At 36.7% G+C, this 21,097-nt stretch carries 13 protein-coding genes and 1 tRNA gene; 11 read left to right on the forward strand and 3 right to left on the reverse strand.

Annotation, left to right across the window (positions count from 1 at the left end):
* Positions 1-9 precede the first annotated feature (9 nt).
* Positions 10-837 carry a glycosyltransferase gene (locus H6G25_RS00610; RefSeq protein WP_190390828.1) on the reverse strand — a complete coding sequence of 276 codons (828 nt, stop codon included), beginning with the start codon at positions 835-837 and terminating at the stop codon, positions 10-12.
* A gap of 259 nt (positions 838-1,096) precedes the next feature.
* Between H6G25_RS00610 and H6G25_RS00615 the strand changes: the two genes are divergently transcribed.
* The 8 genes from H6G25_RS00615 (at position 1,097) to H6G25_RS00650 (ending at position 15,107) form a co-directional block, all read left to right on the forward strand.
* Complete coding sequence (locus H6G25_RS00615; protein ID WP_190390829.1) at positions 1,097-2,725, forward strand: peptide chain release factor 3; 1,629 nt, start codon at positions 1,097-1,099, stop codon at positions 2,723-2,725.
* Positions 2,726-2,864: 139 nt separating this feature from the next.
* Positions 2,865-3,008: a hypothetical protein gene (locus tag H6G25_RS00620; RefSeq protein WP_190390830.1), complete on the forward strand. Its 144-nt coding sequence runs from the start codon at positions 2,865-2,867 to the stop codon at positions 3,006-3,008.
* Between the two features lie 43 nt (positions 3,009-3,051).
* On the forward strand, positions 3,052-5,184 hold the full coding sequence (locus tag H6G25_RS00625) for a zinc metalloprotease HtpX (RefSeq protein WP_190390831.1): 2,133 nt from the start codon (positions 3,052-3,054) through the stop codon (positions 5,182-5,184).
* A 459-nt stretch (positions 5,185-5,643) separates the two neighbouring features.
* Positions 5,644-6,156 (forward strand): RNA-binding protein, encoded by a 513-nt coding sequence (locus tag H6G25_RS00630; RefSeq protein ID WP_190390832.1) that lies wholly within the window; start codon positions 5,644-5,646, stop codon positions 6,154-6,156.
* A 1,262-nt stretch (positions 6,157-7,418) separates the two neighbouring features.
* A complete protein-coding gene (locus H6G25_RS00635; RefSeq protein ID WP_190390833.1) occupies positions 7,419-8,687 on the forward strand; it encodes a glycosyltransferase family 1 protein in 1,269 nt (422 codons plus the stop codon).
* A gap of 126 nt (positions 8,688-8,813) precedes the next feature.
* A complete protein-coding gene (locus H6G25_RS00640) occupies positions 8,814-9,086 on the forward strand; it encodes a hypothetical protein (protein WP_071604956.1) in 273 nt (90 codons plus the stop codon).
* Between the two features lie 373 nt (positions 9,087-9,459).
* Positions 9,460-13,317: an N-6 DNA methylase gene (locus H6G25_RS21605; protein WP_190390834.1), complete on the forward strand. Its 3,858-nt coding sequence runs from the start codon at positions 9,460-9,462 to the stop codon at positions 13,315-13,317.
* 62 nt (positions 13,318-13,379) lie between these two features.
* Complete coding sequence (locus tag H6G25_RS00650) at positions 13,380-15,107, forward strand: NFACT family protein (RefSeq protein ID WP_190390835.1); 1,728 nt, start codon at positions 13,380-13,382, stop codon at positions 15,105-15,107.
* Between the two features lie 660 nt (positions 15,108-15,767).
* Here H6G25_RS00650 and H6G25_RS00655 read toward each other — a convergent pair.
* Positions 15,768-15,839: transfer RNA gene (locus H6G25_RS00655), tRNA-Gln, on the reverse strand.
* A gap of 362 nt (positions 15,840-16,201) precedes the next feature.
* Here H6G25_RS00655 and H6G25_RS00660 point away from each other — a divergent pair.
* The 3 genes from H6G25_RS00660 to H6G25_RS00670 all read left to right on the forward strand — a co-directional run bounded on the left by H6G25_RS00660 (position 16,202) and on the right by H6G25_RS00670 (position 20,687).
* The gene (locus tag H6G25_RS00660; protein WP_190390836.1) at positions 16,202-17,590 is read left to right on the forward strand and encodes an ammonium transporter; all 1,389 of its coding nucleotides are present in this window, start codon (positions 16,202-16,204) and stop codon (positions 17,588-17,590) included.
* Between the two features lie 391 nt (positions 17,591-17,981).
* A complete protein-coding gene (locus H6G25_RS00665; RefSeq protein WP_190390837.1) occupies positions 17,982-19,190 on the forward strand; it encodes a 4-hydroxy-3-methylbut-2-enyl diphosphate reductase in 1,209 nt (402 codons plus the stop codon).
* Between the two features lie 597 nt (positions 19,191-19,787).
* Positions 19,788-20,687, forward strand: a complete 900-nt coding sequence (locus H6G25_RS00670) for a DNA-binding response regulator (RefSeq protein WP_190390838.1) — start codon at positions 19,788-19,790, stop codon at positions 20,685-20,687.
* A gap of 8 nt (positions 20,688-20,695) precedes the next feature.
* Here the strand turns inward: H6G25_RS00670 and H6G25_RS00675 are convergent, their stop codons facing one another.
* Positions 20,696-21,019, reverse strand: a complete 324-nt coding sequence (locus H6G25_RS00675) for a DUF3082 domain-containing protein (RefSeq protein WP_190390839.1) — start codon at positions 21,017-21,019, stop codon at positions 20,696-20,698.
* Positions 21,020-21,097: the final 78 nt, after the last annotated feature.

The raw sequence follows: 21,097 nt of genomic DNA on the forward strand, positions 1-21,097 counted from the left end.
TATCTAATTTCAAGTAATTCGATTAAGACGATTGGCGAGTATTTTGTAAAAACGAAATAAAGCCGTGGACCGGAATGCTCGATTAAACTGTAAGCGAAGGGGCTTCAAGAGAATAATTTCCAAACTCCCATACAATAATTTTTCAAGTAGACTAAAGCAACTACTGAGAATTTTCATTCTCTCGGAATTTTTAAGAGCTTGAACACTGGGCATACTAGAGAATCCCCTATCTTTATATAAAACACCGACAGTCACTGAAGACCTTATTTTGATACCGGAGTAAAATGCTCGAAGGAGCAGATGTTGATCTGCTAAAACTTGGTAATTTTGGTCAAAAGGAAGATATTTGCCAAGAACTTCTGTTTTCCATAGCTGCACCTGATGGCAAACCCCACTGCGATACAGAAAGTAGCGAGAGATGATTCTTGGATAAACTGTTATAGTCTTATCAAATTCATTGTAGTACGCAAAAGCAAAAACATCAGTATTCTCATCATTTTCTGCCTCTGCTAAAATCTTGCTCAAGGACTCATTAGAATAAAAACTGTCTCCAGCATTCAGATAAATACACCATTTACCTCGGACACGCTTAAATGCCCGGTTCATCGCGTCATATATTCCAGAATCTGGTTCTGAGAGCATATCAACTCTGGGATCTTGTAAAGTACCCAGAGAAGAAAGTGTTCCATCAGTAGAAACCCCATCTTGTAGAATAAATTGAATGTTTACTCCAGTTTGATTAAGTACCGATTTACAAGTCTTAATTAAGTCCTGACCAGCATTTTTGCAAACAGTAATAACTGTAACATCTGGTGATTCTATTAAGTAGTTTTCCATTATATTGCTATATATGTGTAGATACTAGACATTTACTTATACTTCAAATTGATATAATTATAATATATATGATATGGGCACATAGCCCTACAAGACAATGTTATAGTAGGGGGGAAGTCCGGTATTTGTCAAGTACCTAGTTGATAAATTTTTGATCAAGGTAAGATTGAATCAGATGTGAGAATTAACAGAATTGACAAATTTGATTCCTAGTCCTGAAAAAGACTAAATTTAGTGAAGTGAGAAAGAAATTACATATATGTCCATTGAACTACAAGCAGAACTAGGTCAAGCGGTGGAACAACGTCGCAACTTTGCGATTATTTCTCACCCTGATGCTGGTAAAACTACTTTAACTGAAAAACTATTATTATACGGGGGTGCGATTCATGAAGCGGGGGCGGTAAAAGCGCGAAGAGACCAGCGGAAAGTGACTTCTGACTGGATGGCAATGGAACAACAACGGGGTATTTCCGTAACTTCAACGGTATTACAATTTGCTTATTCTAATTGTCAAATTAATTTACTTGATACTCCCGGACACCAAGATTTTAGTGAAGATACTTATCGAACTTTAGCAGCGGCTGATAATGCAGTCATGCTGATAGATGCGGCAAAGGGTTTAGAACCACAAACGCGGAAACTGTTTGAAGTGTGTAAACTGCGGGGAATCCCGATTTTTACCTTTGTGAATAAACTTGATCGTCCGGGCAGAGAACCGATAGAATTACTAGATGAGATTGAGAAAGAATTGGGATTACAGACCTATGCAGTAAATTGGCCTATTGGTATGGGCGATCGCTTTAAAGGAGTTTTTGACCGTCAACAACAGCAAATTCATTTATTTGAACGTAGCGCCCACGGTAGTCGGGAAGCAAAGCAAACTATCATAGATATAGGCGATAGTAAAATTGAGGGATTATTAGAAAAAGAACTTTACCACCAACTTAAAGATGAATTAGAACTCTTAGAAGGAGTTTGTCCAGAACTAGATTTAGACTTGGTACACGCTGGCAAAATGACCCCCGTGTTTTTTGGTAGTGCTATGACCAATTTTGGGGTAGAATTATTTCTGAGGAATTTTCTTAACTTTGCCCTCAAACCAGGAACACACAGCAGCAGCGTCGGGGATATTCCTCCTACTTATCCAGAATTTACGGGATTTATTTTCAAACTGCAAGCCAACATGGACCCAAAACACCGAGATAGAGTGGCTTTTGTCCGGGTCTGTACAGGTAAGTTTGAAAAAGATATGACAGTAAATCATGCCCGAACTGGCAAAGCTGTGCGTTTATCCCGTCCCCAAAAACTGTTTGCTCAAGAAAGGGAATCTATTGATGTTGCTTATCCAGGGGATGTAATTGGTTTAAATAATCCAGGTGTTTTTGCGATTGGTGATACAATTTACACGGGTCAAAAGCTAGAATATGAGGGAATCCCTTATTTTTCGCCAGAATTGTTTGCTACATTGAGAAACCCCAACCCTTCTAAATTTAAGCAGTTTCAAAAAGGTGTTTCCGAATTGCGAGAAGAAGGTGCTGTACAAATTATGTATTCAATTGATGAAGCCAAGCGTGAACCGATTTTAGCGGCTGTTGGTCAGTTGCAATTTGAAGTGGTACAGTTCCGCTTACAAAATGAGTACGGTGTAGAAACTATTTTGGATTTATTACCCTACAGTGTTGCGCGTTGGGTTGAAGGTGGTTGGGAAGCTTTAAAGCAGGTGGGACGTTTGTTCAATACTACCACTGTTAAAGATAGTATGGGACGACCAGTATTATTATTCCGCAACGAATGGAATTGTCAACAGTTAGAGGGTGATCATCCAGAGTTGAAATTAACTGCTATTGCTCCTGTTTTTTCTCATCAACAAACAATTGAAACCTAGATAAGCAGGTTGGGGTTAAAAATTGTCGTTATAACAAGGGAACAGGTTACAGGGAACAGGGAACAGGTTACAGGGAACAGGTTACAGGGAACAGGTTACAGGGAACAGGTTACAGGTTACAGGGAACAGGTACGAGGTTTTGGGCAACTTTACTTTTCGTTTTACCAATTACCCATTACCCATTACCCATTACCAATTACCCATTACCCATTACCAATTACCCATTACCCATTACCAATCATCTCAAAATTTTGAATTTTTAATTACCAGGGTATCTCAATAAGCGTGCTTTTGTCACCTAAAACAGATTGGAGTACCGAATTTCTATGCCTTCTCACGCTGAATCATGTTTACAGGCTGGTTTAGCTGCCCTCAAGCAGGGGAATTACCACACAGCAATAGCTAATCTTGAACCACTAGCCAAAGTCCAAAACCAAGACAAGATTTATTTACAGGCACAAGTTGGGTTAGTTATGTCCTATGCTCGCACAGGTGAGGTCTCTAAAGCGATCGCTTTGTGCCAAAATTTGATTTCCAGTAGTAACCACCCCCAGGTGCAAGAGTGGGCTAAACGCGCTCTTGAAAACTTGTATAAGAGCAAAAACCGGAAACAAAAACCTCCCGAAACCCATACTGGAAATATTTCTGGTTTAAATGCTTCCCGACAAGAGCCACAAAATGGCTATGTTGGTGCTGATGATCATCACAATAATACCAAACCAGTTAGCGTTTATTGGCGGCAGGCTAGACGAGCTAAAGTATGGCAACCTATGCCTAAGCCTAATTTCATTTACTCAAGACTAATTGCTTGTTTGACATTTATAGCACTATTTTGGATGTGCAAAGAAATGTTTAAACTGGTATTGGGTTTAATTGCCCAAATTCTATATAAATTGCCATACTTACAGCCTCCCCAGGTTTTATATCATGATCCTAGTTCCTTGATTCTAGGATTATTTGTGATCTTAATGGTATTATCTCCTTGGTTACTCGACTGGTTACTAGGAAAATTTTTGGCTCAGAAAGAGTTATCCAAAGAGAAATTAAATTCCTACAGTCGGGAGACACTGAGGGTATTACAACGTACTTGTCAACAGCGACGCTGGCTTTGTCCCCAACTGAGAATCTTACCAATTTCTGCCCCCATAATCATTAGTTATGGCAACTTACCCCGTACAGCGAGAATAACTGTTAGTCAAGGTTTATTAGAACAATTGGCTAATGATGAAATAGCAGCCATCTATGCTTTAAATTTAGGGCAAATTGGGCGTTGGGATTTTGTGGTGATGTCCCTAATCCTGTTAGTTACCTTACCATTTTACGGATTATATCAGCAAATATCACTTTCGGCAAATCAACATCAAAGTAAAATTTGGCGTTGGCCAGCCACAGTTTTAGCGGCTATTATTTACGGAATTTGGTTTCTTCTAACTGGTACAGCCTTGCTAAATTCTCGATTAAGGCTTTATCATAGCGATCGCCAAGCTGCGGAAATTACTGGTAATCCCAATGGACTCATTCGGGCTTTACTGAAAATTTCCATTGGTGTGGCTCATGATATCAACCTCAAAGAACATACCAGTTGGCAACTAGAAAGCCTGAATCTTCTTGCTCCTGTTGCATATCAACATAGCATAGTCTTAGGTAGTATAGCTGGTCATCTACCCTTTGAATCATTTTTCCAGTGGGAAAACTTTCATCCCTATCGCCAATGGTTGACAATTAATAGTAGTCATCCTTTAATGGGCGATCGCATTGAACGTCTTTGTCAAATAGCTCGCTACTGGCATTTAAACACAGAATTGTACCAAATAACCCCACAACAGCCGATTCTAATCCCTCTCCAATCTTTTTTATTACAAATTGCCCCTTGGTTGGGAATCCCGCTGGGTGTTATATTGGCTGGTCTGACTTGGTTACTTTGGCAAACAGCTTATGCTATGCACTTGTTAAACTTGAAGTGGATCTATGACGACTGGTATTTTGTTCTGGGTTTTGTGTTAATTGGCTTTAGCATTGGTACACTGATACAGATAAATGCTTTATTTCCCAAGATTACAGATGTTAATGTCCAAAAAGACGAAAACTTCATCAGCCTACTTGCAGATCCGTCAATTTTACCAATTGATAGCATTAAAGTCCGTTTTACTGGTAAACTATTAGGCCGTCCTGGAATTGATAATTGTCTAGCACCAGACCTAATTCTGAAATCTAGCCAAGGTTTAATGAAATTACATCATATTCCTGGGCTAGGAAAGTCATTCCACCCTCAAGACCTAATTGGTAAACAGATTATTGTTAGAGGTTGGTTACGACGCAGGGGGACTCCCTGGATAGATATCCAAAGCCTAGAAACTGAAGATGGCAAAAAAATCAATAGCCCTCATTCTATTTGGATGCTGGCCATTGCTATTTTAGCTCAAGGCTGGGGTGCTTATATTGTGCTGGTGGGTCATTAGTCCGTTGTCCGTTGTTATTAGTAAAAAATTTTTCCCCCTTGCCTCTTCCCTTAAAATGTGTTTCATGCTACGATGAGATCATAATATCGGCCTTTAGCTGTTGGCAGAAAAGTTTCTGCGGAACTAGCTACATAGGAAATACCATGATAATGTTAACTAATGGTATTTTATTCTGCGGGCAAGAATTAAGAAGAATGAATTTACTGTGGTGGATAGTTGGCTATTAAATTTACAATTCCAAAAATTAAGGTGATATTAACCCACGAGTGCAGTTATGCCTTCGTGCCAAATAAGCTTGATCACAACAAAAAACTGTATTCTATAAGTTGATAGTTGGGATTGAAAAAATTGGTTTGTGGTGGTTTTAGTCCATAGTATCTATTCAAAAGCCAAAGCCAATTGATTGTTTTTTTGTCTTGCTCTGTTTATCTGTTTATTCCCAATCTGGAGGTATAGTCCATGTCAATTCGCCTATATATAGGAAATCTGCCCAAAGAAGAAATAGATCGTCAAGAGTTACAAGCTGTTTTTGCAGAAGAAGGAGATGGTGTCACCACTAAACTAATTAAAGACCGGAAAACAGGCAAATGTCGTGGCTTCGGTTTTTTGACGGTGAATAATGACGAACAAGCAGATCAAATTATTGAAAAATATAATGGTCAATTGTTTAAAGACACACCCATCAAGTTAGAAAAGGCCTTACCAAGAACTAAAGGTGAGGAAGGTGGTGAAGAACAACCACAAACCCCCAAACCAGTTCTTCAAGGTACTAGCGCCCCTGTTCCTAGCAGCAATAAAGAAGGCGGCCGTCGGGAGAAAAGCAAGAAATCCCGACGCGGCGGCGGTGGTGGTGGTGGCAGTGCGCGTGAGACTGCTGCAAATGTTGAAACTGAAGCAATTCGTCCAGATCCCCGTTGGGCGGCGGAGTTAGAAAAGCTGAAGGAAATGTTGGCTGCACAAGCTACCAACTAGATTGCTTGTTTAATCAATACGCTTTAAGAATTATTCTTAAAGCTTTTTGGCATACCGACTTCCTGGAAAGCTAGTCTGAAAAGGAAGTTATGGTTATATTAGCTTGGCTATAATTCATAAATTGCTTCTACAATATATATTTTTACAAATACTATATTATTAGTAATAAGCGCATTTATATACATATAAACTTAGTTATTAACGTAACCTGCTATTTAGGCACATTCTCAGTGGATTTTGGATTTACGATTTTGGATTTTGGATTGACTCCACCCTCAAGTATGGAGCTTGGGGATTTTAGATTAGCAATTTTGGATTAGTTCTGCCCTGAAATTGTAGGGGTCAACGGCCGTACGGGTCAACGGCCGTTGCCCCCTACTTGTACCGAAAATTCCCAATCTAAAATCTAAAATCTAAAATCTAAAATTTCTTGGTCAGAATCAGAATGTCCAATATTAAAGGATAAACAGGATGAAAACAGGGGTTTTATCCCCAATTACCAATTACCTATTACCAATTACCTATTACCAATTACCCATTACCCATTACCAGTCTCAACTAGATAACTAGCAACTTGAGTTATTATACAAGTTATTACACATAAGTGCTGTGATTAGTCTGACTGGTTGAGCGTGTAGAAATTTATTTTGTCTTCAGGTAAAGACCAAATTCCCTTAATAAGCAGTGTAGGCAGCCAGACATGGTTATTTGCACTGCTTAGTTTTGGAGTTTTTTAAGACTTGAGAGCATAATTACACAAAATTTGGAATTTTTTGCGAAAATTGTAGCTAACGTAACAAAACTTATAGAAATATAATAATAGTATAAGTGAACACACTTGGCTAAATTAAATTAGTGCTTTTTGAACATAATGGCAATTGAAGTAATGTTTTCAGGGATTTAACTTTGTTGTATTTGGTTTGATGGACATTATTGTAATTATTTGAAACGTGCAAATCATGAACTAGAAATATCTAAAAGGATGTGACGTTGCGACTTGAGATAGGTTTTATCATGGACTAACTAGTATATCATGATAGATCATATTCGCTTTTCCATATAAAAAGATAGATATTTCTATCTATAGAAGGTATTAAATAGAAATATAGAATGTAGGAGAGGTTAATCAATATTTTGGCAATAATCAAGATAGAATAAATATTAATTATTCAAAGTTAGCCAAGAAAACACAGATTTCAGTTTAATAAGCACAAGTTGAAAAGACACTTATATCTTGTTAAAATTAGGAAAATCACAAATCTATGAAAGCTACCACAAAAAAACACATCGCCTTAATTTCAGTTCACGGTGATCCAGCAATTGAAATAGGTAGAGAAGAGGCAGGAGGACAAAATGTTTATGTCCGCCAAGTGGGTGAAGCCCTGGCACAGCTAGGATGGCAGGTGGATATGTTTAGCAGGAGAGTCAGTGCTGATCAAGAAACGATAGTAGAACATAGTTCTAATTGTCGGACTATTCGCTTAACAGCAGGTCCTGTAGAATTTGTGTCAAGAGATCATGGTTTTCAGTATTTACCAGAATTTGTGGATCAGTTAATAAAATTCCAGAAAGAAGCCGGGATTAATTATGATTTGGTTCATACCAACTATTGGTTATCTGGTTGGGTAGGAATGGAATTGAAAAAAAGACTGGGAATTAAACAGGTTCATACCTACCATTCCTTAGGAGTGATCAAATACAAGACCATAGAAAATATTCCGCTGGTAGCAAGTCAACGTTTATTAGTGGAAAAAGAAATATTAGAAACAGTAGAAAGAATTGTTGCCACTAGTCCCCAAGAACAGGAACATATGCGATCGCTTGTTTCTCAAAAAGGGGAAATTGATATTATTCCCTGTGGTACAGATATTCAGCAGTTTGGTTCAGTGACCAGAGAAGCAGCCAGAACCAGATTAGAAATTGATCCAGAAGCTAAAGTGGTTTTATATGTAGGTAGATTTGACCCCCGGAAAGGCATAGAAACCTTAGTGCGGGCAGTAAGGGAGTCTAAGTTCTATGAGTCGAAACAATTGCAATTGATTATTGGTGGTGGTTGTACACCAGGTAATAGTGATGCTAAGGAACGCGATCGCATAGCAGGAATTGTTAACGAGTTGGGTATGGACGAATGTACGTCTTTGCCAGGCTGTTTGAGTCGAGAGATATTACCATCTTATTATGCCGCTGCGGATGTTTGTGTAGTTCCTAGTCACTACGAACCCTTTGGACTGGTAGCTATCGAGGCCATGGCCTGTGGTACACCTGTAGTCGCTAGTGATGTCGGTGGCCTGCAATTTACCGTAGTTAATGAAGAAACTGGTTTATTAGTACCACCGCAAAATGTCCCTGCTTTTAATCACGCTATTGATCAAATTCTCAGTCATCCTCAATGGCAGCAAGAATTAGGAAAAGCAGCTAAAAAGCGTGTTAGTGATAAATTTAGCTGGCATGGTGTAGCTAGTCAGCTAGATAAACTATATACCCAACTGTTGCAGCAATCTGTGAGAGAACCTGTATTAGTTGGTAAATAGGCAAAAATGGCCAATTACCAATTACCAATCACCAATGACCAGATCATTGGTGCATGGTTGTAAGATAGGAAAGGATTAACTAAGCTCCAAAAGCCCTAAACATACTTGCAGTTAGATGGTAAGATGATGGAAGTTCAAGAAATCAAAAAATTCCCTAAACCCAGGAAACCAGACAGCGAATCTCAAAATTTTCAGCACGTTAAGATTCTTGACTGTAACCAACCAGTTTGTAGAGTGATTTGTGAGTGTTGGCACTGCAAACAAGGGATATTATGTGAGGTAGACGTATCATCTTCGCAGTATTTAGAGGTAGAATGTCCAAATTGTGGCAGAAGCGCCGTCAGGTTAATGGCAGAAAAGGTGATTTCTACTACACCTATACCCTCACCCTGGCAATAAACAGCATTCAGCTTCAACAGATACATAACTGCTGATACTCGGATAACTGATTTTTGTTAAAGGATGTTTTAAAAGAAAATGGCCATTTATGGCTAATCTTGACAAACATCCTCTAAAACAGATTTATTTAGCTGCGCTTTTGAAAACCCCTTTATTATAGCTCACGCAGAAGCGCGGAGGTCGCAGAGGCAGAAGAAAAGGAAATTTTTGCACATACAGCAGTTTTCGATATTCACAAAGTACAGATATTAATGATAAAACTCTTGTGGTGCGGGCATCTTGCCCGCACAAGGTGTAATATATATATTTATTATATAGAATTGCTATGTAATCAGTTATTTTAGCCAAAAATAAATCAAAAGGGAAATTAAATGTGTCTACATTAAATCAATTTCAAAGTGAATTTTTCAATATTTTCAATAATCAGAACTTTTATGAAGGCAAAACTTATTTAGAATATATTGCCGAACCGCAAACTAATGATGAAGATAATATTGTTGATACTAAAATAGTTTTACCATTGCTGCTTGCTTTAGGTTTTGATTCAGGAGATATCGCTAAAAATACCACAACCAATGGCAAAGATAGCAGTCGTCCAGATTTTCAAATTAAATTAGCAAGTGGTAATATTCGCTGTTTTTTAGTAGAAGATAAACATACTGCCTATAATATTCAAAAATCTGAACCTTTACAACAATTAATAAGTTATGCACCCAGTCGCGGTTATGATTTGGGATTACTTTGTAATGGTAAATTATTATTAGGTTGGGATATTTCTGATCCTAATTCTCCCAGTCCGGTTTTACATTTGGATCTTGAGAAAATTGTCCAAACTTATCATGATCATGGTGGTATTTCTGGCTTAAATAATGCCCAAATTCAAGATTTAAAAACTTTATATAGACGATTTAATAAACTCAATTTTGAAAATATTGAAAGTTTAATTCAAGATATTGGTAAACCAGAGAATGAATGGTTAAATAATGCCAAATCTCAGGTTAATACTCCTAATTTTGATGAATTACTAATTTTAGATATTAAAGCCGCAATTCTCCTGTTAGAAGAAGATGTTTTATATCAATTACAATTATTACTAGAAGAATATGATCAATATTGTCAAAATAAATATTTGCCTAATATTCATGCAACTGAACAAAATTATCAAGAGACAGCAACTAAAATTTTAGATCGTCTGAGAAATCAGATTTTAAATTATTTACGTGCTTATGGAGTATTAGAAGTTGAGGAATTTTCCGAAATTGTAGAAAAATTGCTGGAATTTGCCGATAAATCTCAAGGTTCAATTCAAGAATTAGAACAAATATTTTTAAATAAATTAATCAATGCTCAAGGTAAAAAAATAGCACAGAAAAATCAAAATTCTCCTAAAAATATAGAAGGTATAAAAGGAGTACAATTAGATTTAATTCCTACAATTTCAGAAACCAAAAAACAAGAACTAGGAATTAAAGTCACAGAAGAAAAGAAAATTATTAAACTTGATCCAAAATTAATTGAATTATTACGAGAATATGAAAGAATTGTATTTGATTGGAAAGACTGGCAAGCAAAGCAAAATTTAACTTATGATACCGCAATTAAAACCCATCAATATTTTATATCTTGGCGTAATTTAGTTAGTAAAACCATTTTACAAGGTGCAAATGAAGATAAATTAAAAACTGAATTTGCTAGACAAACTGCTTATGTTTATGTCATTCGTCTTTTAATGGTAAGAATTTGTGAAGATAAAAAATTAATTAATCGTAAATTTTCCAATGGAGGGTTTAAATATTGGAAGGAAGAAGTCGAACCAAGATATTTAGATCTAGCGCAAGGAATGTCTATGGATTATCTTTTAGAAATGTCCTATCGTTCTGCTCAAAATATCTATGCTCATTTCTTCAATAGTGCGGATTTATTTAATTGGTATCGCATTAATTCTAATACTTTAATTAAGGTTTTACATATTCTTAATCGCTTTAATTTACAAGAAATTGATAGCGATATTATTGGGATGGTTTATGGTAGATATGTGGAAGAAGGAAAACATGAACAAGGTAGATATTTTACACCTAAAGAAGTTGTAGAATATATTTTAGATGCTATTGGTTATAAATCCGATAATCCTGATATTCGTGATCAAAAATTATTAGACCCCGCAGGAGGTTCTGGTAGTTTTTTAGTTCATGCTGCACGTCGTTTAATTAATTCCTATCGTTCTCGGAAAACTAATACTATTCCTGTGGAATATGTTCCTGCGATTATTCAACAAGTGAAAGATTGTTTATTTTGTTTAGATATTAATCCTTTTGCTTGTTATTTAGCTGAAACTAATTTATTAATTCAAGTGGTTGATTTACTCCAACAAGCGAAGGAAGCAGGTAAGTTACAAGAATGTACCATAGATAGATTTAATGTATATAATACGGATTCTTTGTTATTACCAAAATCACAAGAAATTAGAACTCCTTTACTTAATCCTATTTTAGATTTAGAACTTTCTACTGTTGCCCAAATTAAAACTAAATCTGGTAAATTTATTGATGGTTTTGATTTTGTTGTGGGAAACCCTCCCTATGTAAAAGCTGATGAACCTGGAGCAGATATTTATCGTCGAGAAATTGAAAATTCTGGAAGATTTACCACACTTCATGAAAAATGGGATCTGTTTGTTCCATTTGTGGAACTTGCTTGTCAAGCTACTAAGGATTTAGGTAAAATTGGCTTAATTGTTTCTAGGGGTATTCAAACTAATAATTATGCGGAATTACTCCGAGAATATATTGCTGAAAATCTGACTATTAAACAAGTAGATTTTTTTAATAATGTGAAAATTTTCTCTGATGCTGTTGTTAACAATACTATTTTTATTTTAGAAAATATTGTTCCAGAAAATAATTATCAAGTAAAAAGATTTCTCCACAATGGGTTATTTACAGAAATTCAAGAAATTGATCCTTTGAATCAATATGAATATAAAGGTAAGGTTTTTAGACAGTTTGTAGTTAATGATAATTTTGCAGACGTTACTTATTTAGAAGATATTTGTTATTGCACTGTAGGAATGGTTTTAAATGCTGATGAAATGAAAGTTAAAGGAGCATTTAAAAAAGATGTTCTTTTAAGTTCACAACTAGATAAGATTCATTCTAAAAAATATATTGATGGAGAAAATATTATTAGAGAACTAGCAATTGATAATATTCGTTATTTGGAATGGGATACGGAAAGAGTTCCTGGACAAATTCGTAGAGCAACAATTCCTGAATTATATAATTATCCTAAAATCCTGTTTGGGATGACTTCATTTCCAACTTATGATCGAGGAATAATAGCAGGAGATGGGTTTTATGTTCCTGATAGTGTGAGAATTTGTGTCAGATGGGATGATGTTTATAGAGTTAAACGTTTAGAGAAAGAAAAAAGACAAATGTATGAACTTTCTAAAAAACGTCAAAAACTTCTGGGAGATGGAAAAGGTAAAAAATTACAAATTTATCAATATGCAGAAGAAAAACTAGAAATAGCCAAAAAATTTGATTTAAGATATATTACTGCTATTCTTGCTTCTAGTTTTGGGAAACGCTTTTTACTATTGAATAACCGTGATGAAAATATTATGACTGTTAATAGTGAAACTCAAATAGCTAAGAGTAGAATATATCCTGATGATTTAAAGGAATTTCCTATTAAAAATATTTCTTTAACAGCACAACAACCATTTATTAATGGTGTGAATAATTTAATAACATGGAATTGGCAGTTATACGAATTAACACAATTAGGACATAAAATTAAGTTTGATTATAGTGATAATAAACCCATAGTTGAGGTTAATTTTTTGCAAGTTTTTGAAAATCTCAATTTACCTTGTTGGAATTTTTTAAACGCTGAACCACACAGATTTGAAATTATTGGATCACGTGATCAACCAATCACTAAAATTAAAATCAAAGATGATAAAATTTTTAATGGTCGTCAAGAATTAATCTTTTCAGAAAGTACAATTGTTTTACAATTCCTGCAAATTTATCTACAACAGTATGAAAAACGGGGTTTAACTTGGACTAATTTAATCCAAGAAGGTAAAATACCTAAAACAGATGTAGATATTCAGAAAATATTTTCTGAATGCACTCTGTTAAAAACGGAAATATGTGATACAATCACAAATATTAGTTCAATTTATAGAAAATTAGATAAAATGGTGAATGATCTATATAATTAGTATAATTAGCTCTTAAAATTAACAAACCTAACCAACCTAAATTATAAAAGAGATTAATTGTTTTGCAACCCCTTGATTTTACAGCTTTAACCGCTGCTTGTAGCGAAATTCGCACTAATTGGCTACCTGCACGCACAGAACAAGTATATCAGCGCGATCGCTTTACCATTGCGATCGCTTTACGAACCTTAAAACATCGGGGTTGGTTAGATATTTCTTGGCATCCCCAAGCCGCTCATATTTGTATTAGCGAACCACCGCCACGACACCCAGATACTTTTACATTTAGTCAGCAGTTAAGACATCAATTAGGTGGGTTGGCCTTAGTGGCAATTGAGGCTATTTCTCCGTGGGAGAGGGTAATTGATTTACAATTTGCCCCTCGTCCAGGAGAAAGTGCGCTTTATCACCTCTATGCTGAAATTATGGGTAAATATAGCAATGTGATTTTAACTGATGCTAGTAACGAAATTATCACTGCTGCCCATCAAGTTAGTCAACAACAATCTAGTGTGCGTCCCATTCAAACGGGACAAAATTACGAAAAACCGCCAAAATTAACGGGAAAAACCCCCAATTTAACCGAATCTCTAGAACGCTGGCAAGAACGGGTAAGTTTAGTACCGGGGGAAATTAAGCGCCAATTACTTAAAAGTTATAGTGGTTTAAGTTCGGCTTTATTAGAGACAATGTTACTAAATGCTCAGATTTTACCTGATACTAATACGGACGTATTAACCCCTAAAGATTGGCAAAATTTATTTGAATGTTGGCAAGAATGGTTACAAGCTTTAGAATCAGGGCAATTTAAACCGGCTTGGACAAAAACCGGGTATACAGTTATGGGTTGGGGTGCTGTCAAACCCACAAAGAGTATTCAAGAGTTACTTTACCGTTATTATTCTGATCATCTGAATCAACAGTTGTTTGTGCAACTGCGACATCAGTTAATTCAGAAATTAGCGAATATTTTGGCTAAATTACGTATTAAAGCACGAACTTTTAGCGATCGCTTGCAACAATCAGACCAAGCGGAAGAATATCGGCAAAAAGCCGATTTATTAATGGCAAACCTGCATCAATGGCAACCAGGATTGCAGAATATAATATTACCAGACTTTGAAACAGAAAAACCTATATTAATTGCTCTTTTACCAGACAAGAACGCTGTTCAAAATGCCCAAAAGCTTTACAAACAGCATCAAAAGTTAAAACGCGCCCGTGGGGCTGTTGAACCGCTGTTATTTGCAGTGCAGACAGAAATTGATTATTTAGAACAAGTAGAAGCCGCAATTTCTCAGATAGATAACTACCAAAACCCAGAAGATTTACAGGCTTTAGAAGAAATCCGTGACGAACTAATTGATCAAAAATACTTAGAAGACCTAGAATACCGCAGCCGTAACAGCAACGACACCCCCGGTACTAATTTTCATCGTTACCGCAGTCCCAGTGGCTTTGAAATCCTCATTGGTCGGAATAACGTTCAAAATGACCAATTGACATTCCGTGTCGCTGGAGACTATGATTTATGGTTTCACGCCCAAGAAATTCCGGGTAGTCATCTGCTTTTGCGTCTAGAACCGGGTACAATTGCCGAAGAAGCTGATTTACAATTTACCGCTAATTTAGCCGCTTACTTCAGCCGGGGCCGTCAAAGTGACCAAGTACCAGTAGTGTACACCCAACCCAAGCACGTCTACAAACCCAAAGGAACTAAACCAGGACTAGTAGTTTATAAACACGAAACAATTATTTGGGGAAAACCACAAGTATTAGTCAGCGGTTAGTTATCAGCAGGTTATTAACCTCTTCTTCTTTCCTCTATTCACCCACAGATAGATATTTTTTCAGATATTTTCATCAAAAAATTGTACTGGCTGTTACAATCTTGTTAAGAAAAGTTGCCGTTGAATTTTAGGAACGCGCAATTTGGTTTTGACTCCACTGAGAAGACAACACGAACAACGTTTTTTTGCAGACCAGCCTGTGGGAGGGCTGGTCTTTTTGTTGTCTTGACATACCAATTAAGGACTACTCTTTAACTTCTTTGTCACCCGCTTAAAACAAATACATACAGTAGCTTTTAGCTTTCAGCATTCATCATTAAAATTCCTTTGTCTGCTGTGCTTGGTTTTCGCACCTAAAAAAGACGGCGTTGCTGATTTTAGGGATGAAAATGATACTGCATACATTTAAGATCCTTGTAGTAGAGACGTTCCTCATGCAGGGATTCTCGGCTCTACCCCCCAAAATCATGCACAAATTCAGCAACGACAAAAAGACTAAGTCGGTTGGCGTTAAAAACTTTCGTTATGACAAGGGAACAGGGAACAGGTTTTGGGCAACTTTACTTTTCGTTACTTATGTCGGTTTTTTTCCGTTCACCTACTTAAATCAAGAATAGGAGTAAGCGATAAGAATCTTCGGAATAACTGAAAATTATTTAACTGGGGCGCTAGGATTCGAACCTAGGGATGGCGGGACCAAAACCCGCTGCCTTACCACTTGGCTACGCCCCAAGGAATTAACTTTAGATAATATAGCAGTCCTTGTGGGATAATGTCAAGTGTTTTGAAAAAAAATTTTTTTTGCTGATGGGGAATTGGCTGTTAAGGGGGTTTTTGGCGGTTAGCAAAAAACTGGGATTTTGTCAAATTTTAGGTTGTTTCACAAATTTTATGGAAAAAAACATGATTTTCTATGTCAAGATTACTTAGATATAAATACAAAAAAAGATAAAATTTCTAGTAATATTTTGGTTAAGCTGATGTTAAGCTGACTAGAAAATTAGAATTTAAGTAACTTTTAAGACAGAATAAAGTAGCGAAAAATACGAAATTTAATCAGGATCAACATCGTAGCCGCAGAGGAAAGAAAATAAGTGTTGAAGAAAGTAGTTATTACCGGGTGTTTAACTTTATTGATGCTGGGAGGGTTGTTAACAGGTAATGCTTGGGCCGCGGAGTCAACGGCAGCACCACCCCCTGATACAGGAGATACAGCATTTATGTTGATCTCATCTGCCCTAGTATTGCTGATGACACCGGGATTAGCGTTCTTTTATGGTGGGTTTGTGCGATCGCGGAATATTCTAAACACATTAATGATGAGTTTTGTGTTGATGGCCATTGTTGGAGTCACTTGGGTTCTGTGGGGTTATAGTCTTTCCTTTGCCCCTGGTTTACCTTTTATTGGTGGTTTACAGTGGTTGGGCTTAAACGGTGTTGGCTTAGAAACAACAGGTTATCTGCAAGGTTCAGCCCCAGCAGAGGTGGTATCCTACGCGCCAACAATTCCCCATCAAGCATTCATGATCTATCAAGCCATGTTTGCTATTATCACTCCAGCATTAATATCAGGTGCGATCGCCGAACGGATGAGTTTCCGTGCCTATTGCCTATTTGTAGTGCTGTGGTCAACGTTTATCTACACACCTTTAGCGCACATGGTGTGGGCTAAGGGAGGATTTTTAGGTTTATATGGCGGTATAGGCGCTCTAGACTTTGCTGGTGGTACAGTAGTACATATTAGTTCTGCTGTTTCGGCACTAGTAGCAGCAATTGTCCTCGGTCCGAGAAAAAACTATCCAGATCGTTTGAGTCCTCCCCACAATGTCCCCTTTATTTTGTTGGGCGCTGGCTTACTTTGGTTTGGTTGGTTTGGCTTTAACGCTGGTAGCGCCTTATCTGCTGGCACAGTAGCCACAGTAGCCTTTGTTGCTACTAATACATCCGCTGCTGCCGGGTCGTTAATGTGGTTGATCTTAGAAGCTACATTACGGGGAAAACCCACCGCTGTAGGGGCAGTGACTGGTGCTGTCGCTGGTTTAGTTGGAATCACCCCAGGGGCGGGATTTGTCACCCCTCTAGCCGCAATCTTAATCGGTTTGATTACCTCTTTCCTCTGCTTCTATGCTGTCAGTTTTAAACACAAGTTACAGGTCGATGATGCCTTAGATACCTATCCTGTCCATGGTGTTGGCGGTACTATCGGGGCGATTTTAACGGCTTTCTTTGCCACAACTGAAGTTAATTCTGGTGGCAAGGACGGGGTACTGCGTGGTAACTTGAGTGAATTATTTGTGGAATTAGCAGCAATTGCCATAGCCTATATCATTGCTGGGGTGGGAACTTGGATCATTTTGAAAGTTATTGCGGCTACAGTTGGTTTAAGAGTCCCAGAGCAAACAGAAAATCAAGGCTTGGATATCCATGAACACGGGGAAGAAGGTTATAACTCCGAGTTCGCAGACCGAATTTCTAATAAGTAATTTAATTTATTAGACATATCCGGTAAAGATTGTAGAGACGAGAATCCCTACCCAGGTCACGTCTCTACAAGGGTTGTAAGTCACGCATATTTTATTTTCACCCGATGTCTATTAGGGTCAGAGGTAACAAATTAGTAATTGTGGATAGATTTTATTTCAGTAAAGAAATATGATTTTGATACCTCTTCCCTGTTCCCTGTTCCCAGTTAAGAGTTCCCTGTTCCCAGTTAAGAGTTCCCAGTTAAGAGTTCCCAGTTAAGAGTTCCCTGTTAAGAGTTCCCTTGTCATAACGACAATTTTTAACGCCAACCTACTTAAATTAAAATTTCCTATCTCAATTGCCTCCAGGCGCGAGAAAATCAAAAATAGTCATTTTAGTCGCCAATTCCAAATGGATACAAAAGCTTTTAAACGCAACCTGCAACATTCAGCCAATTACAATCGTAAGGGCTTTGGTCATCAAGAGGAAGTTGCTACCCAGTTACAATCTGAATATCAGAGTAACTTGATTCAGGAAATCCGGGATTCTCACTACACTCTCAAGCGTGGTGATGTGACGATTCAATTAGCACAAGCATTTGGTTTTTGTTGGGGTGTGGAACGTGCTGTAGCAATGGCTTATGAAACCCGTAAGCATTTCCCCTCAGAACGGATTTGGATTACTAACGAAATTATTCACAATCCATCCGTGAATAAACGTATGCAGGAAATGCAGGTAGAATTTATTCCCGTCATTGACAAAATCAAAGATTTTTCTGTTGTTGGTAGCGGTGATGTAGTGATTTTACCAGCTTTCGGTGCTAGTGTTCAAGAAATGCAAATTCTTAACGATAAAGGTTGTCAGATTGTTGATACTACTTGTCCTTGGGTATCTAAAGTTTGGAACACTGTAGAAAAGCACAAAAAAGGTGATTACACATCAATTATTCACGGAAAATACAAACATGAAGAAACCGTTGCTACTAGTTCCTTTGCGGGGAAATATCTGATTGTTTTGAATTTAAAAGAAGCAGAATATGTAATTAACTATATTCTCAATGGTGGCGATCGTCAAGAATTTTTAACTAAGTTTGCTAAAGCTTGTTCTGCGGGATTTGATCCTGATCAAGATTTAGAACGGGTAGGAATTGCTAACCAAACAACCATGCTGAAGGATGAAACCGAAAAAATCGGTAAAATGCTAGAGCGAGCCATGATGCAGAAGTATGGACCTGCAGAGTTAAATCAGCATTTTCAAAATTTTAATACTATCTGTGATGCCACTCAAGAACGTCAAGATGCGATGTTGGAATTGGTGAAAGAAAATCTGGATTTAATGATAGTAATTGGGGGATTTAATTCATCAAATACTACCCAATTACAACAGATTGCTTTTGATCGAAATATTCCTTCTTATCACATTGATAGTGTTGAATGTATTCAATCAATTAATAAGATCAAACATCGAGAATTAACGGGAGATTTGGTAATTACAGAAAACTGGCTACCAACGGGAGAAATTAAAGTTGGTATTACCTCTGGTGCTTCTACACCAGATAAGGTAGTTGAAGATGTAATTGAGAAAATTTTTGCACTGAAAACGACAGCAGCTTTAGTTTAAGTCTTGGTGGTAATACTAACCTCTATTATAAAAAGGAGGTTAGTATTATAAAGTTTGTGCCATCACAATTGCTAATTGTTTACATCCCCCATTAGTATGATTATTGTCAGCTAATTTTATGAAAAACATATTCCTAATGACAGATGACTACTGATATAATTCCGTAGTTATATTTTAAATATAGAGAATTTACTGAAGTTATGCAAAAAACTCACAGTTTACTTATTTATGAGATATCACAAACCAAAAATATTCAAAAATACTCAAAAAGACTAATTGACAATATTGCCTTTTTATGTTCACAAGTTAAAATCTCAGGGTAGCTCGATTGGAAAGCAATAAAAAACAATTATTTGTTTCATGCAACTAAATGGAAAGTATTTATTTTTTGTTGTTAAAATCAAGTTTATTCAAACTTAAATGTGAAGCTGCCAAAAACTAATTACTAATTGAGATCATAGCAATTATTAAGATTGTATGAACTCTTTGCTCTAATCTTGTGTTAATTATTGCTCAAATTATATCTAGATTTGCGAGTGATTTATTACAGAGTTTAGTAATAGTTAAACACCCCAAAATTTAGTGATTGAAATAATTATGTACGAAGAATCAAAAAAAATTATCGTCATTGATAATGATGTTTTTAGTCGCAATTTCGTTTTAGATTCTCTTAGGTCTGAGGGTTATGATACCATAAGTGCAGAAAATGGGATTGTGGGACTGGAATTAATCAAACAATATTTACCTGACTTGGTAATTTGTGATGTGGTCATGCCAGATATTGATGGTTATACTGTATTAAGTAACCTGCGGGAAGATTCATTCACAGCAATTATTCCTTTCATTTTTTTGACTGCTATTAATACAAAGGAGTCTTTACGAAAAGCCATGGAATTGGGAGCAGATGATTATTTAACTAAACCTGTAACAACGAATGAGTTACTGCGGGCTATTGCTATTAGATTACAAAAACAAGCTCTTTTTAGATATTGGTATGCTAAAAATTCCCATCAATTAGCACCAGCGGAATTATTGACCAAATCAGTAAATTCTCAGTCGATTTTTCCTATTATTCCCAATTTGAAAAATGTTTTTGATTATATTGAAGCTAATTATCAAGAAGGAATTACTTCCTCTGACGTGGCCGAAGCTGTGGGCTATTCTTCTGCATATCTAACTCATCAAGTTGCGAAACAAACAGGAAAACCAATAAATGTTTGGATTATTAAACGGCGAATGGTAGCAGCCCTGGCTTTATTGAAAAATACGCATCAGACAATTGAAGAAATTGCCGCTCAAGTAGGTTATAAGGATACTTGTCATTTCTCCCGACAGTTTCGCCAACATCATGGTTTATCTCCCGCCCATTGGCGGAAAAAACATCAGTTAACTTCAAGTTCAACAAATACCAAGTTGCAATTTATCAAAAATGAAAATAATTCACCATTAGCTAAACCTGTACCTGTAGTTAGTAAGACAGGGACAAGTTTTAAATGAAATTAAAATTAACTACTTTTAGGATTAGTTAATTGCTGAATAATCAGTTGAATTGCTAAGGCTAATAAGCCCAAAGCAACTAATCCAAATATTCCCATTCCCAAGGCTACTACACCTACTACTAAAGTACGCACAGCCGAACCAATGTTAATTACCATTTGGTTATCGGAATGGATGGGTTTACGGGCAAAGGTAGTGGCGATTGATATCATCAGAGAATAAGCCGCAAATGCAAATCCTCCTGACATAATTGCCCCGGTTAGACAGCGTAAAGGGGTGGGTGGTACTTGAGTGGAAATATCTGCTGATGGTGTTTGTTTTGGTTCATTCATAATAGTTTAAAATCGAAGATGAATAGGTTTTAAGGTGTGAAGCAACTGGAAGCCGCTACTAAACTGTAATGCATTGAA

Source organism: Dolichospermum sp. FACHB-1091, from assembly GCF_014697585.1.
In the GTDB taxonomy this organism is placed as follows: domain Bacteria; phylum Cyanobacteriota; class Cyanobacteriia; order Cyanobacteriales; family Nostocaceae; genus Dolichospermum.

Excerpts from the sequence above, each read along its gene's own strand:
- H6G25_RS00610 (WP_190390828.1), bottom strand. The coding sequence starts at position 837 with ATGGAAAACTACTTAATAGAATCACCAGATGTTACAGTTATTACTGTT.
- H6G25_RS00640 (WP_071604956.1), top strand. The coding sequence starts at position 8,814 with ATGGAAGTTCAAGAAATCAAAAAATTCCCTAAACCCAGGAAACCAGAC.
- H6G25_RS00625 (WP_190390831.1), top strand. The coding sequence starts at position 3,052 with ATGCCTTCTCACGCTGAATCATGTTTACAGGCTGGTTTAGCTGCCCTC.
- H6G25_RS00635 (WP_190390833.1), top strand. The coding sequence starts at position 7,419 with ATGAAAGCTACCACAAAAAAACACATCGCCTTAATTTCAGTTCACGGT.
- H6G25_RS00670 (WP_190390838.1), top strand. The coding sequence starts at position 19,788 with ATGTACGAAGAATCAAAAAAAATTATCGTCATTGATAATGATGTTTTT.
- H6G25_RS00675 (WP_190390839.1), bottom strand. The coding sequence starts at position 21,019 with ATGAATGAACCAAAACAAACACCATCAGCAGATATTTCCACTCAAGTA.
- H6G25_RS00615 (WP_190390829.1), top strand. The coding sequence starts at position 1,097 with ATGTCCATTGAACTACAAGCAGAACTAGGTCAAGCGGTGGAACAACGT.
- H6G25_RS00665 (WP_190390837.1), top strand. The coding sequence starts at position 17,982 with ATGGATACAAAAGCTTTTAAACGCAACCTGCAACATTCAGCCAATTAC.
- H6G25_RS00630 (WP_190390832.1), top strand. The coding sequence starts at position 5,644 with ATGTCAATTCGCCTATATATAGGAAATCTGCCCAAAGAAGAAATAGAT.